Origin of the sequence: Rhodococcus sp. IEGM 1409 (genome assembly GCF_030056735.1) — a bacterium.
Lineage (GTDB): Bacteria > Actinomycetota > Actinomycetes > Mycobacteriales > Mycobacteriaceae > Rhodococcus_F.
Genome location: NZ_JASHKN010000005.1, coordinates 100023 through 116374 on the forward strand (window position 1 = coordinate 100023; position 16352 = coordinate 116374).

At 63.6% G+C, this 16352-nt stretch carries 17 protein-coding genes; 12 read left to right on the top strand and 5 right to left on the bottom strand.

The window, feature by feature from the left end:
• Positions 1–84 precede the first annotated feature (84 nt).
• Together QM716_RS15515 and QM716_RS15520 are read right to left on the bottom strand one after the other, a co-directional pair.
• Positions 85–2016, bottom strand: a complete 1932-nt coding sequence (locus tag QM716_RS15515) for an acyl-CoA dehydrogenase family protein (protein ID WP_283304938.1) — start codon at positions 2014–2016, stop codon at positions 85–87.
• 60 nt (positions 2017–2076) lie between these two features.
• Complete coding sequence (locus tag QM716_RS15520; protein ID WP_283304939.1) at positions 2077–2424, bottom strand: hypothetical protein; 348 nt, start codon at positions 2422–2424, stop codon at positions 2077–2079.
• 110 nt (positions 2425–2534) lie between these two features.
• On the opposite strand from QM716_RS15520, the gene hemL reads away from it, so the two are divergent.
• From hemL to QM716_RS15555, 7 genes are all read left to right on the top strand, one after another.
• Positions 2535–3860: a glutamate-1-semialdehyde 2,1-aminomutase gene (gene hemL, locus QM716_RS15525; RefSeq protein ID WP_283304940.1), complete on the top strand. Its 1326-nt coding sequence runs from the start codon at positions 2535–2537 to the stop codon at positions 3858–3860.
• Between the two features lie 67 nt (positions 3861–3927).
• Entirely contained in the window at positions 3928–4587 is a 660-nt protein-coding gene (locus tag QM716_RS15530) for a histidine phosphatase family protein (RefSeq protein WP_003941868.1), read from the top strand.
• A gap of 20 nt (positions 4588–4607) precedes the next feature.
• Positions 4608–5213 carry a TlpA disulfide reductase family protein gene (locus QM716_RS15535; RefSeq protein WP_283305150.1) on the top strand — a complete coding sequence of 202 codons (606 nt, stop codon included), beginning with the start codon at positions 4608–4610 and terminating at the stop codon, positions 5211–5213.
• Between the two features lie 2 nt (positions 5214–5215).
• Positions 5216–6064 (top strand): cytochrome c biogenesis CcdA family protein, encoded by an 849-nt coding sequence (locus tag QM716_RS15540; RefSeq protein ID WP_283304941.1) that lies wholly within the window; start codon positions 5216–5218, stop codon positions 6062–6064.
• Positions 6061–7725 carry a cytochrome c biogenesis protein ResB gene (gene resB / locus QM716_RS15545; RefSeq protein ID WP_283304942.1) on the top strand — a complete coding sequence of 555 codons (1665 nt, stop codon included), beginning with the start codon at positions 6061–6063 and terminating at the stop codon, positions 7723–7725. The genes QM716_RS15540 and resB overlap by 4 nt, the downstream gene beginning before the upstream one ends.
• A complete protein-coding gene (ccsB, locus tag QM716_RS15550; RefSeq protein WP_019744351.1) occupies positions 7722–8684 on the top strand; it encodes a c-type cytochrome biogenesis protein CcsB in 963 nt (320 codons plus the stop codon). The genes resB and ccsB overlap by 4 nt, the downstream gene beginning before the upstream one ends.
• Before the next feature lie 544 nt (positions 8685–9228).
• On the top strand, positions 9229–10542 hold the full coding sequence (locus QM716_RS15555; RefSeq protein ID WP_502942065.1) for a MinD/ParA family ATP-binding protein: 1314 nt from the start codon (positions 9229–9231) through the stop codon (positions 10540–10542).
• 25 nt (positions 10543–10567) lie between these two features.
• Here QM716_RS15555 and QM716_RS15560 read toward each other — a convergent pair whose 3' ends face one another.
• Together QM716_RS15560 and QM716_RS15565 are read right to left on the bottom strand one after the other, a co-directional pair.
• A complete protein-coding gene (locus QM716_RS15560; protein WP_283304943.1) occupies positions 10568–10774 on the bottom strand; it encodes a hypothetical protein in 207 nt (68 codons plus the stop codon).
• 164 nt (positions 10775–10938) lie between these two features.
• Positions 10939–11151, bottom strand: coding sequence for a BldC family transcriptional regulator (locus tag QM716_RS15565; protein ID WP_283304944.1), 213 nt, complete (start codon positions 11149–11151; stop codon positions 10939–10941).
• Positions 11152–11423: 272 nt separating this feature from the next.
• On the opposite strand from QM716_RS15565, the gene QM716_RS15570 reads away from it, so the two are divergent.
• Together QM716_RS15570 and cds1 are read left to right on the top strand one after the other, a co-directional pair.
• On the top strand, positions 11424–11810 hold the full coding sequence (locus tag QM716_RS15570; RefSeq protein ID WP_502942061.1) for a DUF4229 domain-containing protein: 387 nt from the start codon (positions 11424–11426) through the stop codon (positions 11808–11810).
• On the top strand, positions 11807–12910 hold the full coding sequence (gene cds1 / locus QM716_RS15575; protein WP_283304945.1) for an L-cysteine desulfhydrase Cds1: 1104 nt from the start codon (positions 11807–11809) through the stop codon (positions 12908–12910). Before QM716_RS15570 ends, cds1 begins: the two co-directional genes overlap by 4 nt.
• On the opposite strand, the gene QM716_RS15580 is transcribed toward cds1, so the two are convergent.
• Positions 12808–13461 carry a GNAT family N-acetyltransferase gene (locus QM716_RS15580; protein ID WP_283304946.1) on the bottom strand — a complete coding sequence of 218 codons (654 nt, stop codon included), beginning with the start codon at positions 13459–13461 and terminating at the stop codon, positions 12808–12810. The genes cds1 and QM716_RS15580 overlap by 103 nt on opposite strands.
• Positions 13462–13700: 239 nt before the next feature.
• Here QM716_RS15580 and QM716_RS15585 point away from each other — a divergent pair, with 239 nt between their 5' ends.
• From QM716_RS15585 to QM716_RS15595, 3 genes are all read left to right on the top strand, one after another.
• Complete coding sequence (locus tag QM716_RS15585) at positions 13701–14588, top strand: tyrosine-type recombinase/integrase (RefSeq protein ID WP_283304947.1); 888 nt, start codon at positions 13701–13703, stop codon at positions 14586–14588.
• Positions 14589–14726: 138 nt separating this feature from the next.
• Positions 14727–15617: a helix-turn-helix domain-containing protein gene (locus tag QM716_RS15590; RefSeq protein WP_283304948.1), complete on the top strand. Its 891-nt coding sequence runs from the start codon at positions 14727–14729 to the stop codon at positions 15615–15617.
• Positions 15614–16339: a DUF2637 domain-containing protein gene (locus QM716_RS15595; protein WP_283304949.1), complete on the top strand. Its 726-nt coding sequence runs from the start codon at positions 15614–15616 to the stop codon at positions 16337–16339. Before QM716_RS15590 ends, QM716_RS15595 begins: the two co-directional genes overlap by 4 nt.
• Positions 16340–16352 lie beyond the last annotated feature (13 nt).

A 16352-nucleotide genomic window follows, 5' to 3' on the forward strand; every position in this document is an offset into this window, starting at 1 on the left:
GGTTGGGTGCCCCCCCCCCTGAAAAAACTCCCCCACCCTATTTTTGTGGGGGGGGGGGGGGGTTGCCCCCCCCCACCACACCGCCTACTTCAGCCGTACTGCGTCCGTACCCGGACCATCCAACATCGCCGACCCCAGCAGGATATCCGGAATGCCGAACCCGTCGATCAGCGTCTCGACGTGCGGACGCAGGGTGCGGCAACGCTCGTTGATCCCGCGCGTCACGGCCTTCGAACGCTCCACCGACAGATGCCGGTGCTCCATGAACCAGGCCTTGTTCTCCTCGATGACCGACAGTGCGTAGAGGTCGCACACCTCGCCGAAGAGTTCCTTCGTGGCCTCGTCCTCGCACGAGTCGATGCCGGCGACGAAAGCCTCCAGGATGACGCGCTCGATGTGCGCTTGCGCGGCTTTGAGCACGTGGTCCTGCACGAAATTGAACGCGTCGAAGGGGTTCTCCTCGCGCTTCTGTGCGGCCTGCAATCGCCTTGCCGCAGTGGAGAGTAGGTATTCCTCGCGGTCCTCGAACATCTTCATCTGGGTGCCGCGGTTGAAGAGGCTGCCATCCTCTTCGTTGTCCTGGCGGGTGTCGACGATCGTCTGCAGGATCTGCTGCGCCGCCGTGCGCTTCTTGACCACGTCGGAGACCGTCGTAGCGGCGAAGCGCATCCAGTCGACCGGGCTCATGCCGCGTACTTCGTCGGCGTAGGAGGTGAGCAGTTCCTTGGCAACCAACTGCGTCAGAACGTGGTTGTCACCCTCGAACGTTGTGAACACGTCGGTGTCCGCCTTGAGTGCGGTGAGACGGTTCTCCGCGAGATAGCCTGCGCCGCCGCAAGCTTCGCGTGCTTCCTGGATAGCCCGGGTGGCATGCCACGTGTTGGCGGCCTTGAGTCCGGCGGCGCGACCCTCGAGTTCGCGCTGCTCCTGCGGATCCGGGTTCTCGCTGCTCTGGATGTCGTGCATCGCCGCAACAAGTTCGTTCTGTGCGAACTGCAGTGCGTACGAGCGGGCGATCAACGGCAGCAGACGCTTCTGATGGACGAGGTAGTCCATGATGAGGACCTCGTCATCACTCTTCGGGGCGCTGAACTGCCTGCGCTGCAGGGCATATCGACCGGCAATGGCCAATCCCACGCGGGCGGCAGCTGCTGCCGAACCTCCGACGGTGACACGTCCGCGAACCAACGTGCCGACCATCGTGAAGAAACGACGGTTCGGGTTCTCGATCGCCGAGCTGTAAGTGCCGTCCTCGGCGACATCGGCGTAACGGTTGAGTAGGTTCTCACGCGGGACGCGGACCTGGTCGAAGACGATGCGGCCGTTGTCCACGCCGGGTAGTCCGCCCTTGAGTCCGCAGTCGGACGTCGTGACACCGGGGAGGTCGTTGCCGGCGTCGTCGCGGATCGGCACGACAAAACAGTGGACGCCCTGGCTTTCGCCACCGGTGATCAACTGAGCGAACACCGCCGCGACGGTGGCGTGCTGTGCAGCGCCGCCGATGTAGTCCTTGCGCGAGGACGGAGTGGGGGAGTTGACGACGAACTCGCCCGTCTCGACGTCGTAGGTTGCCGTGGTCTCGAGTTCTTGTACGTCGCTGCCGTGGCCGGTCTCGGTCATCGCAAAGCAACCGAGCAGGTCCAGATCGATCAGCGGTTTGACGTATGCCTGGTGGTGACGCTCGGTGCCGAGGTTTTCGATGGCGCCGCCGAACAATCCCCACTGGACGCCCGCCTTGACCATCAGCGAGAGGTCGGACATCGCCAGCATCTCGATGCTGGTGACGGCGCCGCCCGCGTCGCCCGTTCCGCCGTGAGATACCGCGAAACCGTTTGCGGCGTAGCCGAGATCGGCGAGAACCCGCATCTGTTCGAGAGCCTTGGAACGCGCTATGGCGGTGTTGGGTGTGTAGTGCGGAGCAAAACGTTCGTCGTTCAATTCGCCGCGAACGCGCTCACGCACCTCCCGCCAGCGTCCGTCGAGTGTTGTCCTGAGGTGGTCCGCTGTGGTGGCCATGGAACCGACGATAGCGCGTAGCGCACCGCGGGCAACCCGGTTCGATCCCAACCCTCACATTCAGCAGGAGCCTGCGGCGCCCGCTTCGATTCCCTGACGGAAGAGTTCCTTCTCGCTCTCGGACATAGCCTGGTACGAAGGGTCGTTCTCGACGATCTTCAGGAAGTCGGCTCCCGCCGTCTGTGTCGACGTGTCGCCGCTCTGAACACGCTGCTGAACGTAGACGGACACGGCCGAACACCCGCCGAGAAACGCGGGCTCGGTGCTCGTTGCCGCGGTCGTTCCAACCGTCTCCGTGGCACTTGGCGGCGACGAAATTGTCGCCTTGTCGTCATTGGAAGCGTCCGAACCACATGATGTGAGAAGAATCGCAGCTGAGACCATCAGCGTCGTCAACAGTCGCTTCATGCTCGAAATCGTCTCACGTGAGGTCCGGTTCGACCGGAAAACTCGCCTCGAGCACCGAAGTCCTACACCCTGTCGTTGTCAGATTCGACAGAACTGGGACACTGGAAGCCGTGACTGTGTCTTCCGGTGATCCCGACGTGCATGCAACGAACTCCGCTCGGCTCTTCGAACGTGCCGGCAACGTGATTCCGGGTGGCGTCAACTCGCCCGTCCGTGCGTTCGGTTCGGTCGGCGGAACACCGCGATTCATCCGCGAGGCGTCCGGCTACACCCTCACCGACGTCGACGGGAACAACTACGTCGACCTGGTGTCGTCCTGGGGTCCGATGATTCTCGGGCACGCTCACCCGGCAGTCGTCGAAGCCGTTCGCGAAGCCGCTCTCAGCGGTCTCTCCTTCGGTGCGCCGACGGAAGGCGAAGTTGCCCTCGCCGAGGAAATCGTCGCCCGCGTCGCGCCCGTGGAAAAGGTTCGCCTGGTCAACTCCGGAACCGAAGCCACGATGAGCGCAGTCCGCCTCGCCCGCGGATTTACCGGACGCACCAAGATCATCAAGTTCTCCGGTTGCTATCACGGCCACGTCGACGCCCTTCTCGCCGACGCCGGATCGGGCCTCGCGACGTTCGGACTGCCGACCTCGCCCGGCGTGACCGGCGCTCAAGCCGAAGACACCATCGTCGTCCGCTACAACGATCTCGACGCAGTGGCCGCGGCGTTCGACGCCAACCCCGGCGCCATCGCGTGCGTCATCACCGAAGCTGCCGCCGGAAACATGGGCGCCGTCGCGCCGCTTCCCGGTTTCAACGAGGGCCTGCGTCGCCTCACCCGTGAGCACGGCGCACTCCTGATCATGGACGAGGTGATGACCGGATTCCGCGTCAGCGCCTCGGGTTGGTACGGCATCGACAACGTCGCCGGCGACCTCTACACCTTCGGCAAGGTCATGAGCGGCGGACTGCCCGCTGCAGCATTCGGTGGCCGCGCCGACATCATGGGTCACCTCGCACCCGACGGTCCCGTCTACCAGGCCGGCACCCTCTCGGGTAACCCCGTGGCCGTCGCCGCCGGACTCGCAAGCCTGCGCGCAGCCGACGCCGAGGTGTACGCCAAGCTCGGCCGGAACGCGACCGTCCTCGGGGACCTCATGACCGAAGCGCTCACCGCCGAAGGCGTCGAACACCGCGTGCAGTACGCAGGCACCTTGGTCAGCGTGTTCTTCACCGAGAACACGGTGACCAACTACGACGAAGCCAAAGCCGCGCAAACCTGGCGATTCCCCGCCTTCTTCCACGCGCTGCTCTCCCGTGGCGTGTACCCGCCGCCGAGCGCATTCGAAGCGTGGTTCGTCTCCGCAGCACTCGACGATCGAGCATTCTCGATCATCGCCGACGCCATGCCTCACGCAGCCAAGGCCGCGGCGGCTGCCGTCAAGTCCTGACACGTTCAAGCCCGAGCAACACCCGCACGCTTCCGACATCCATCATCTTCAGCGAGGACCCTCGACTGTGACCGACGCCGATCACCCCGACCACACGTCCACCCGCACTATCGTCCACGTCCTTCGCCACGGCGAAGTTCACAACCCGCGCGGGATCCTCTACGGACGGCTCCCGGGCTTCCGGTTGTCGGTGGCGGGCGAAGCACAGGCTCGTGCGGTCGCGTCCGTGCTCGCCGATCACGACATCACCCACGTGGTCGCGTCGCCGCTGCAGCGCGCGCAGGAAACCGCGACTCCGATCGCCGAGGCACACAAGCTCGACATCGTCACCGACGAGAACCTCATCGAGGCAGGCAACGAGTTCGAGGGTCTCAAGGTTGCCGTCGGCGACGGTGCGCTCTCCCGTCCGCGTCACTGGTGGAAACTGCGTGACCCGTTCACCCCGTCCTGGGGCGAGCCCTACTTGCAGATCGCACATCGCATGCTGGCAGCCGTCAACGCCGCACGCGTCGCGGCAGTCGGACACGAAGCCGTCGTCGTCAGCCATCAGCTTCCGGTCTGGACTCTGCGTCGATTCCTGCAGGGTGAGCGTCTCTGGCACGATCCCCGTCACCGTCAGTGCGGTCTGGCCTCGTTGACGTCACTGGTCTACGAAGGCGACACCTTGGTCGACATCGTCTACTCCGAACCCGCCGGCGCCTCCGACCCGAGAGTGACAGGAGCATGACTCCGCTCCGCTCCGGTGGCATGATTTCGCGCCGCATCGCCGCAGTACTGGCAGTCGCTGCGTCCGCGATGCTCCTTCTCTCGTCCTGCGCGACCGGCGACGACGCCGTCGCACAGGGCGGAACTTTCGACTTCGTCTCACCGGGCGGACAAACCAAGATCTTCTACGATCCGCCGTCCGACCGAGGCACCATCGGCAACCTCTCCGGGCCCGACCTGATGAACGAAGGCCAGAAGGTCGGCGTCGACGACTTCGAAGGCAAGGTCGTCGTCCTCAACGTCTGGGGTCAGTGGTGTGGACCGTGCCGGGCCGAAGCCGACGATCTTGAACAGGTCTACGAGCAGACCAAGGATTCTGGCGTGCAGTTCCTCGGTATCAACGTCCGCGACGACACCAAGAACAAGGCGCAGGACTTCGTGGTCGACAACAAGGTCTCGTACCCGTCGATCTACGACCCGTCGATGCGCTCGCTGATTGCCCTCGGCAAGGGCTACCCCACGTCGGTCATTCCGACGACGATCGTCCTCGATCGCCAGCACCGCGTCGCCGCGGTATTTCTCCAAGAACTTCTCGCCGAGGATTTGCTGCCCGTCGTCCAGCGAATAGCTCAGGAAGACGCGCAGTAGACATGACAACCACGACCACCACGCTGCTGGCCGGCAGCGAAACACTGAGTGCCGGTGTGGGCGAAGCGTTTCAGAACGCGGCGTCGTCCGGTCCGCTTCTGCTGGCCCTCGGTGCCTGCGTTCTCGCCGGTCTGGTGTCGTTCGCTTCACCGTGCGTCGTGCCGCTCGTTCCCGGCTATCTTTCCTACCTCGCCGGCGTCGTCGGCGCCGACGCCCCCGCGATCACCGCCGACGAGGCGAGGACCCGGACGATCACCCGGAGCAGCCGCCTGAGGGTCGCCGGTGCGGCCGGACTGTTCGTCGCCGGCTTCACCGTTGTCTTCGTTCTCGCCACCGCGTCGGTGTTCGGCGTGATCTCGACTCTGCTCGTCAACCGCGAGGTCCTGATGCGCGTGGGCGGTGTGGTCACGATCGCGATGGGTCTGGTGTTCATCGGACTGATCCCAGCGCTGCAGAAGGACGTTCGTTTCGAACCGCGTCGTGTGTCGTCACTGGTGGGGGCGCCGCTGCTCGGGGGAGTGTTCGCGCTGGGGTGGACGCCATGCCTCGGACCGACATTGGCAGGCGTGATGTCCGTAGCCGCGGGAACCGACGGGATGACCGCCGCGCGTGGTGTCACGTTGATCGTCGCGTACTGCATCGGACTCGGCCTGCCGTTCATCTTTCTGGCGCTGGGGTCGGCGCGTGCGCTGACCGGCGTCGGCTGGTTGCGTCGTAATGCACGCACCATTCAAATTTTCGGCGGAATCATGTTGGTGGCAGTGGGAATCGCCCTCGTCACAGGCGCGTGGGACCAGTTCGTCGGCTGGGTTCGCGACGCATTTATCTCGGAGGTGACGCTGCCGATATGACAGCTGACGACAATAACGACAACCCGACACCCGTGCTGCCTAAGCAGTCGGTGATCGGTCGAGTCGTTGCACTCGGGCGCAACACCTGGCGCGGGCTCACCTCGATGCGGACCGCGCTGGTTCTGCTGTTTCTCCTCGCACTCGCTGCGATCCCCGGCGCCCTGCTGCCACAGCGAACCCTCAACGAGGGCAAGGTCGCCGACTACATCGCCGCGCGACCGACGCTCGGTCCGTGGATGGACCGCCTCGAACTGTTCGACGTGTTCAGCAGCTTCTGGTTCACCGCGATCTACGCATTGCTCTTCATCTCGCTGGTCGGCTGCATCCTGCCGCGTTGTGTGGAGCACGCAAAGGCACTGCGCACGCGTCCGGTGAATGCGCCGCGTAACCTCGCTCGTCTGCCGCACCACACCACGAGCGTCGTGGACGGCGAGACTCCCGACGAACTTGCTGCCCGTGTGTCGAAAGAACTGCGTGGTTGGCGCGTCGAAACGCGCCTCGGCGATACGAAATCACGACGCGAAGGCGAGATCACCATCTCGGCGGAGAAGGGATACCTCCGCGAATTCGGCAACCTCGTGTTCCACCTGTCGCTGGTCGGGCTGCTGATCGCGATCGCCGCGGGCAAGTTGTTCGGCTACGAAGGCAATCGCATCGTCATCGCCAACGACGGCCCCGGGTTCTGCACTACGTCGCCGGCGGTGTTCGACTCGTTCGTCGCGGGCCTGAGCCTCGACGGCACCGGCATGACGCCGCTGTGTGTCCGTGTGAAGAACTTCCAGGCCGACTACCTCGAGACCGGTCAGGCCGAGATGTTCACCTCGGACATCTCGTACCAGGCAGGCGACGACCTCGACTCCGATACGTGGCGGGACACGACCATTCAGGTGAACCACCCGCTGCGGATCGCCGGCGATCGTGTGTACCTGCAGGGACACGGATACGCGCCGACCTTCACCGTCACGTTCCCGAACGGCGAGACCCGTACCGAGACGCTTCAGTGGCGTCCGGACGACGCCACGACGTTCCTGAGCAGTGGCGCGATGCGTTTCGACCCGCCGGGCGGCATGTATCCGGATGCGGACGAGCGTCGGAAGAATCAGATTGCCATCGAAGGATTGTTCGCGCCCACCGCGCTGTTCCACGGCAACCTTCTGTCGTCGAGTTACCCGGCGATGAACGATCCGGCAGTCGCGATCGACATCTACAAGGGCGACACCGGACTCGATACCGGTAACCCGCAATCGCTCTTCGAACTCAACACCGAACTGATCAATCAGGGTCGACTGGTCAAGCAGGACCGAGTCAACCTTTTCCCGGGGGAGAGCGCGACGCTTGCCGACGGAACCCAGGTGCGATTCGACGGTGCCGTCGACTTCGTGAACCTTCAGGTTTCGCACGATCCCGCTCAGGTGTGGGTGTTGGTTTCGGCGTTGACGATGATGGCGGGTCTGCTCGTCTCGCTCGTGATCAAGCGTCGCCGCGTCTGGGCACGTATCTATCCAGATGACGAACGACGTACTGTAGTAGAACTTGGTGGGCTTGCCCGCACCGACCACGCAGGCTGGGGCGACGAGTTCGACCGCCTCGCCGACCGCTTGCTGAAAAGCAATCCGACCACCGCGGTGACCGAACCGCACGCGCAGGAGAACGCCCGATGACAACCAACGAGACACTCGCGCAGTACAGCGACTGGGCCTTCAAGTCCGCCTTCACCGTGCTCGTTCTGGCGTTTGTGCTGCTCATCGTGCAGTACGCGTCGGCCAGAGCCAAGGCGGTTCAGGACAAGGAACTGGTCTCGGCCGGGGGAGTCGACGCTTCCGTGCCGGGCAGGGTCGCTGAGACTCCGACCAAGTCGCTCTCGGAGCGATTCGGCGGAATGGGCCGAGCTGTCCTGGTCGTCGGAACGGTACTGATCATCGCGTCGATCGTGCTGCGCGGATTTGCGACGGAACGATTCCCGCTCGGCAACATGTACGAATTCGTGGCGATGGCATGTGCGGCGTCGTTGCTGGTCGGGCACGTCCTGTTGATCAAGCCGGCTTACCGTCCGATGTGGGTCTTCCTGCTGGTACCCGTTCTGATTCTGATGTTCCTCGCCGGCACGGTCCTCTACGCCGACGCGGCTCCTGTGGTTCCGGCGCTGCGCTCGTACTGGCTTCCGATTCACGTGACGATCGTCAGCGTCGGCTCCGGCATCTTCATGATCGGCGGTATCGCGAGCCTCCTGTTCCTGCTGCGACTGAAGTTCCCGCCCGGTGACGAAGGCACGAGCATCGGCGGCCGGATCGCAGAGCGACTGCCGGACGCCCAAACTCTCGACCGCTTGGCATACAAGAGCACGATCATCGCGTTTCCGCTGTTCGGCGCAGGCGTGATACTCGGTGCCATCTGGGCGGAAGCTGCATGGGGACGCTTCTGGGGTTGGGATCCCAAGGAGACGATGTCCTTCATCGCCTGGGTGATCTACGCGGCCTACCTGCATGCGAGGGCAACGTCCGGGTGGCGGGAGACGAAGGCTGCTTGGATCAACATCGCCGGTTTCGTTGCGATGCTGTTCAATCTCTTCATCATCAACATGGTCGTCTCCGGCTTGCACTCCTACGCGGGACTCAACTGATCCTCTCGAGGTACCGTGGGTGGCTGCCGACCGGTTTGTAGGTATTACCGGTAGGTAGGTCAGGGGCGGCACCAGCTACGATGCAGCTCGGTCAATAACTAGCTGTCTGGTAGCTGCGGGATCGACGAGGGGGAACGGCGAGATGGCCGACAAGATCGAAGACGCCGGAGCAGGGTTGTGGGAGCCGGTGCGCCCTGCCGAGCCGACGCGGCGCGAGCCGCGCGCATCCGCGCCCGAGCCGTCATCCGACTCGGTTCCCAGCGACGTTCGCAGTCTCTTCGTGGCCCCGGTCGACTCCGGTCGGCTCCAGGAAGTAGCCGGCCAGGCGCCCAGTGCACCCGCCCAGCCGCCGCTGACGACCCCGGCGACTCCGGCGGCAGGAACAACTCAATCTCCAGGATCAGCTCAAGCCCCGGGCCCGAAGGCTCCGGCTTCTAACACTCCGGCTCCTAAAACTTCGGGCCCCAAAACTCCGGTCATCCAGTACCCGGCGGCGCAGCCCGGTCCGATCGACGGCCAGTTCTCGACTTCGCCCGCGATGCCGATGCAAACCTATGAACCCACGAATCGTGCAGGATCAGTCCAGAACTCGCAGCCCGTCCAGAACCCGCAGCCCGTCCAGAGATCGCAGCCCGTCCAGAACCAACCCGGTCCGACCGCGCACCCATCTGCGAGACCGCTCCAGCAACCGCAGGCACCTTCGCCCGGCATGCATCAGCCCAATCCCGTGATTCGGCAGTTCGGTCATCCCGGCTCCTCGCCGGTACAGAACGGTCAAGCGTTGCAGAATGGTCACACTCTGCAGAACGGGCAGGCGATGCCGGTTTCTCCGCCGCCGGCGGCACCGGTTCACCCTCCGATACAGCAGGCCGGATTCAACGCCGCTCCCGGCAATCGCCCCGAACCGGCTCTTCCGATGACCGCGCAAGACCTCTCGGCTGCGCTCCTCGTCAAGCCTGTCCGGCCAGCCCCGGCCGGAGGCTGGCGCAAGGCGCTGTACACGATGTCCGGCCGATCGGTGAACCTCGGGAACGGCGCGAAAGATCAGCATGTCGTCGAGTTGACGCGCCAGATCAACCAGCCGCTGCAGGGCTGCTACAAGGTTGCGGTGCTCAGTCTCAAAGGTGGCGTCGGCAAAACCACGACAACTGCGACGCTGGGATCGATGTTCGCATCGATTCGCGGCGATCGCGTCGTCGCAGTCGATGCAAACCCGGACCGGGGAACCCTGAGTCAGAAAATCCCGCTCGAGACGCCGGCGACTGTGCGTAACCTGCTGCGTGACGAGAACAGTATCGAGAAGTACAGCGACGTCAGAGGCTATACATCGCAGAACCACCACCGGCTCGAAGTGCTTGCGTCCGACAGTGATCCAGCAGTGTCGGAGGCATTCAGCGGCGTGGACTACACGCGCACGGTCGACATGCTCGAAAAGTTCTACAGCATAGTTCTGACCGACTGCGGCACCGGCTTGATGCACTCGGCGATGCAGGCCATTCTCGAGGGTGCAGATTCGTTGATCGTCGTCAGTTCCGGATCCGTCGACGGTGCGCGTAGTGCCTCCGCGACACTTGATTGGCTCGACGCTCACGGTTACAGCAGGCTGGTCGCCACGTCCGTAGCCGTCATCAACGCGGTGCGGCCTCGCTCGGGCAAGGTTGATCTACCGCGGGTCGTCGAGCACTTCGAGCAGCGCTGTCGAGCGGTGAGGTTGATTCCGTTCGACCCGCATTTGGAAGAGGGCGCGGAAATCGATCTGGACCGGCTGCGTCCAGGTACTCGGGAAGCGGTGCTGGAATTGGCTGCAGTGGTTGCGCAGGACTTTCCGGCCTCCCCGTTCGGGTTGCCGGGGCGGTAATCGGATAGCCGGGTGAGCCCGGACGCTACGTCGACGCGTCAGTCGGCGGTACGTCCGGCCCTTCCGTGCGCTTGCGTCGTGTTTGCTGGTTCACATTCCATAGGAATTCGGGATCGTCGTCCGGTCCGCGCACGCCGCTCACCGGGGCACGCGTAGACGGATCGGGCCCGAATGCCTTCCACATCAGAACGATCAATGTCACCAAACCCACCAACGCCAACAGATACAACACGGCGCACCTCCTCAGGGAACTGAGGTCGAGCCTACTCAGTCTCTGGCCCGCATCACCAGAAGTGGTGGGGACAAGTGTTTCGGCTCAGTGCGTCAGTGCTGTATCTGTCGGGTGCTGCAAGATCTGTCGGGTAGTGCAAGTACTTCGAAGTGAGCTGAGAATGCTCAGTTGTGGTCCGCTTCCGTGGTCAGCGAGCGCAAAAGCTGCATGACCTCGGCCTCACGGAATCGACGATGTCCCCCTGGTGTGCGAAGCGAGCCAAGTCGTCCTGCGTGTGCCCAGCGGGTCACGGTCTTGGGATCGACATGAAACAATGCCGCTACCTGTCCGGGCGTCATGAGTGCGTCTGCGGCGGTATTGAAGGTTGATGCGCTCATTGTGAGGTCCTCCATGTTGATGTCGAACGTTGACGAACAATGACTCTGAACAGTGATACCGAACCGGTGTGTCGAGCAGTTGCCGAAAACCTGCGTCGAGTTTGTTTCGAAGTCCTTCGCTCACATTCGACCGTTTTCTGAGTGGTAGCGCAATGTTTGCACAAATATAGCCAGGTAGTCGATCTTTCAAGAAAAAGTAATGTTTAAGTAAAGGACAAAATGGATAAGGCGGGCTCAGTCCCACCGGTATCCGGAATGGGTAACCTGAGAGGGTGAGTCAGTTGTCTGAAAACCCCGAAAATGTTCCTTCTGAGCCGGTCAAGGCCAGTAAACCCTCCGCAACCTCTGGGCAAGCAAAGTCAGCTGCTGAGCCGGTGACCAAGGGTCAATTGGCCCGCGACGTGGTGCTGTACTCGGTCGCTCGACTGCTGCTTGTCGTCGTGATCGGTGCCATCATCATCGGCGGCGGAAAGCTCGCCGGCACTGACGTTCCCCTGATTGTCGCGGCACTGTTCGCAGTGCTGATCGCGCTGCCGCTGTCGTTGCTGCTCTTCGCGAAACTGCGCAAGCGTGTCAATGCAGGCATCGCGGCGGTCGACGCCCAGCGTCGGTCCGATCGTGACGATCTCCGCTCCAAGCTGCGTGGAGACGGCCGGTGACCACGGAGTCGCTCGACGTCGACCGTCGGACGTCTCGTCGGTGGGTCGACAACGCGGTGCGGTTGATCGAAGCCGATGCGCAACGCAGTGCGGACACTCACCTGCTGCGGTATCCGCTGCCGAGCAACTGGACCGTCCAGCTCTATCTGAAGGACGAGTCGACACACATCACGGGGAGTCTCAAGCATCGACTCGCACGGTCGCTTTTCCTTTACGCAATCTGCAACGGCTGGGTTACCGAAGAGACCACCGTCATCGAAGCGTCGTCCGGTTCGACGGCCGTCAGCGAGGCGTATTTCGCGAAGTTGCTCGGCCTGGATTTTGTCGCGGTGATGCCAGCGAGCACGAGTCCCGCCAAGGTCGCGTTGATCGAGGCGCAGGGTGGGCGTTGTCATTTCGTGAGCGATCCGTCCTCGATCTACTCGGAATCGCATCGGCTCGCGAGCGAGTTGAACGGCCACTACATGGACCAGTTCACCCACGCCGAGCGCGCGACGGACTGGCGCGGAAACAACAACATCGCCGAATCGATCTTCACTCAACTCGAGCACGAGGAACATCCGATTCCCGACTGGGTGGTCGTCGGAGCCGGGACGGGCGGAACCGGCGCCACGATCGGCCGCTTTCTTCGCTACCGGAAATTCGATACGGGACTGTGCGTCGTAGACCCGGAGCACTCCGTGTTCTTCGACGCGTGGCGAGCGAGCGATCCGTCGATCGTCGGTACTCGAGGCTCCCGGATCGAGGGCATCGGCCGTCCGCGCGTCGAACCGTCGTTTGTCGGTCAGGTGGTCGACCGCATGATCAAGGTGCCGGACGCAGGCTCGATCGCGGCCGCACGGCACGCCAGCGCCGCCCTGGGGCGCAAAGTGGGCGGCTCGACGGGTACGAACCTGTGGGGAGCTTTTGCGTTGATTGCGGAGATGATGGCCGCCGGACGCAGCGGTAGCGTCGTCACGCTGCTGTGCGACGGCGGAGAGCGCTACTCGGGCACCTACTACAACGACGAATGGGTGGCGTCGGAAGGGATCGACCTGCTCGGCCCGACGGCAGTGCTGGACGAGTTCGTACGTTCGGGTGCGTGGACCGCCAACTCCTGAACCGCGTACTCCTGCACCGCGTACTCCTGTACTGCCGACACGTGACCGCGGGCGGGGCGGCTCATCGTCACACGCGGCCAGGCGTCCAGCCCGGACGACTGCTCGACCATTCTGATGCGGATCAGGCCGGGGGAGAGTGTGTTCTCCGCTAGGCGCACGAATCCGAGTCGCTCGTAGTACGGCGCGTTCCACGGGACGTCGACGAAGGTCGTCAGAGTCACGAGATCGTGCTGGTGGTCCGCCGCCCATTCGGTGACGGCGTCGATCAGCTGGGCTCCGAGGCCTCTGCGGGCATGGTCGGGGTGAACGGAAACTTGCTCGATATGTGCGCCGCCGTCCACGATCTCGACGAGTGCGTACGCAACGGGTACGTCGTTTGCGTCGGTCTGAACCCAGATGTGTTCGGCTGCGAGAAAATCGTTCAACTCGTCGAGCGTCGGCGGTGGATCGTCTGCGATGGCGTCCATCCCGATGTCTCGGAACGGTTCGCCCGCGGCGATCTCGATCTGTTGCAGTGCGGGTAGGTCGGTGGATATGGCCGAGCGGATCACAGAAACCGTTTTACCTCGAGAAGTGCGTTTCTCCCAGTGCTACGCCATGTGAAACACAAACCTACGCAACCAAAGGTGCGCCATAGCCTTGCGGATCGGCAACCTAAGAGCTCGGGTCCGAGGTCGGCATCGCTGCTATGCGAGAAGACCGTTCGGCGGCCGAAGTCCGATTCATGACAAACGTCCTGAATGTCGCCGATAACGTTTATCGGAACGGTCGGTCTGGCGTAGAACAGGCAATGACCACAGATCCAATTTCCATGCACCTCGGCAACCTTCGCCTGCACAACTCGAGCCCGACGACGATCAAGCACCGCCTCGACAACCTGCAGCGCATCCAGGCAAAACTCGGAAAGCCGCTCATCGAAGCAACCGCCGATGACCTCGCCGCCTGGCAGACAAATCTTCGAATCTCGCCGTCCAGCATCGCCACGTATACGGCTCACGTGCGAGCCTTCTATCGCTGGGCGCAGCTCAATGAGTTGATCACAGTAGACCCGACAGTTTTCCTCGTGACCCCGAAGCTGAAGCGTCGTATGCCTCGGCCGATTCCAGAGCGGGATCTGTCGGCAGCACTGACAACATCACGCCACGACCACCAGCTCTTCTGCGTATTTCTGCTCGCCGGCTACTGCGGTCTACGGTGCGGCGAAATCACTCGCATGACTCGCAGTGATGTGCGCGAGGACGAGAACGGCAAGGGTGCGTATCTCGTGGTGCACGGCAAGGGCGGACACGAGCGCATCATCAGGATCGCGCCCGACATCTACGCCGAGATTCGATCGCTCATGTACCGCACCGGCCCGCTCTTCATCTCGAAGAGCGGCAATGCCTACACGCCGAACAGGCTGACGCAGATCACATCCTCGCACCTGAAGGCCATCGGTTTGCCGTACACGCTGCACACGCTTCGTCACCGGTTCGCCACTCGGTTGGCCGACCTCGGCGCCGACGTGCGCGACGTCCAGGCCGCTCTCGGTCACGCACACCTGTCGACGACGACGCTCTACCTCGCATCCAACACCCGACGATCCACGTCATCGGTCGACAGACTCGGCCGAGGGCTGGCAGCCATGGCCAAGCGGCAGCCGTCGAATCGTGGCACATCACTTGACGATGGTTTGTAAGGCCTCGAATCCCAGTTGATCCGTAAGTGCTGAATGTCCCCGCTCTCACCCGAGGGCGGGGACGCAGTGAACAAGCAAAAGGCTCGCCGAGAGCTGTAACTCTCGACGAGCCGCTGTCCGACTATTGAGGAGTCGAACGTGCATCAGCTTACCTTTGCTCACCCCCAGGGCGGTATCCGTCGCGGTCCGCGACGAGCCGACAAGTTCACCATCCTGAGCAACGAGGTCGTCAACGACACTCGGCTCAGCTTCCGAGCCCGCGGCGTTCTGATCTGGCTCCTGTCCAAGCCTGTCGATTGGCGCACGCGGTCGGAGTCGATCGCTGCACAGTCGGACAAGGACGGCCGAGACGCTGTCCGGTCGGCGATGCGCGAGCTGGCAGACCTCGGATACCTCGTGCGCGTAAAGATGCAGGATCCGGAAACGGGCCAGTGGGCGACCATGTCCACGGTTTACGAGATTCCCGCCGACCGAGACGATTCCCCGACGCCTGAGAATCCGGTCGTCGGTGACCCGGTCGCCGGAAGTCCAGGCGCTCTACCAAGGATTGATCTACAAAGGACTAACACCAACCAACCGTCATGCAAGGCGAGCCTCCGACGTGCCGATGCGGTGCCAGAGTCGGTGGTGGTGGTCGATCCTCCGAAGATCAAGCAACCCAGCACCGAGCAGTTGGCCCTCGTCGACGAGTTGGCCGCAGCGAGCCAGAGGTCAGGCCTGACCGCGACCTGGCGATACCTGAAGCCTCAGAACGTCGCTGCGATCGCCGAGCTGGTCGAGACCCACGGAGCGGGCAAGCTGCTCGCGCATGCCAAGGGGCTGCACAACCCCGTAAACCCGACGCGCTTTGCGTCCGGGTGGATTCCGATGTGGAAAGAGATGCCGCGACCGCACAGGTCGACCGAGACCGCTTGGGCATCGTGCGGCGACTGCGACCCCAACGGATGGATCGAAACCGGCGGACAGGTCCGACGATGCGCCTGCAAGGCCCGCGGACACCGAACCGTGCGCGAGGAGTGCAACGCATGAAGGTCACACGATTCGACGCTGCTCTGACCTATGCGCTCGCGGCGCTCGGCCTATGGATCAGCTACACCGCTCTCGCCGACCTCGCGTCGCGCGCCGGACTTGGGCCGCACCAGGCGGCCGCGTGGCCTCTCGTCGTCGATGGGTTGATCCTCGCCGCGACGCGCGCCGTCGTGACCTTCGGTCGGCATGACGCGCGTCGGTACGCGTGGACTCTGCTCGGGTGCGCCGCAGCGGCGAGCGTCGTCGGGAACGCGGCGCACGCGCTATTGCCGGCGGGGCCAGTGCACCCAGGCGTCGCGGCCGTTGTGGCAGTCGTGCCCCCGGTCGCAGCACTCGCCATGACGCACCTCGCCGTTGTTCGCGCCAGAGTGCGACAGGACGCCGAGCGGGCCGACGCACTTCATGCGTCACCGCAGGTAGACGCTGCGCCATCCCCCGACGCATGCGACCCCGGCGACGCAACTCATAACTCTGAGTTATCAGTTGCGCCAACTGGCGACGCGTCGGATTCCCCGATGCTTGCACAGCTCGTCGCGGTCACTGCGCCGACCGACGCGCCCGATCCGGAGGCTGACGCGCAGCCCGACGTCGACGTGCGTCAGCGAGTGCTCGACCTACTCGCCGAGGGCAAGCTCAGCGGCCGGGCAATCGCACAGAAGGTCGGCATCAGTGAGGCGACCGTGCGTCGATGGAAGCCCGCAAAAGATGCGACTGCCGCATAATCCGACCGATCTT

Bases quoted from the DNA above. Each gene is read 5' to 3' on its own strand.
- QM716_RS15585 (WP_283304947.1), top strand. From the start codon at position 13,701: ATGACCACAGATCCAATTTCCATGCACCTCGGCAACCTTCGCCTGCAC.
- resB (WP_283304942.1), top strand. From the start codon at position 6,061: ATGACAGCTGACGACAATAACGACAACCCGACACCCGTGCTGCCTAAG.
- QM716_RS15555 (WP_502942065.1), top strand. From the start codon at position 9,229: ATGCAAACCTATGAACCCACGAATCGTGCAGGATCAGTCCAGAACTCG.
- QM716_RS15595 (WP_283304949.1), top strand. From the start codon at position 15,614: ATGAAGGTCACACGATTCGACGCTGCTCTGACCTATGCGCTCGCGGCG.
- QM716_RS15565 (WP_283304944.1), bottom strand. From the start codon at position 11,151: ATGAGCGCATCAACCTTCAATACCGCCGCAGACGCACTCATGACGCCC.
- QM716_RS15535 (WP_283305150.1), top strand. From the start codon at position 4,608: ATGATTTCGCGCCGCATCGCCGCAGTACTGGCAGTCGCTGCGTCCGCG.
- QM716_RS15515 (WP_283304938.1), bottom strand. From the start codon at position 2,016: ATGGCCACCACAGCGGACCACCTCAGGACAACACTCGACGGACGCTGG.
- ccsB (WP_019744351.1), top strand. From the start codon at position 7,722: ATGACAACCAACGAGACACTCGCGCAGTACAGCGACTGGGCCTTCAAG.
- QM716_RS15520 (WP_283304939.1), bottom strand. From the start codon at position 2,424: ATGAAGCGACTGTTGACGACGCTGATGGTCTCAGCTGCGATTCTTCTC.
- QM716_RS15540 (WP_283304941.1), top strand. From the start codon at position 5,216: ATGACAACCACGACCACCACGCTGCTGGCCGGCAGCGAAACACTGAGT.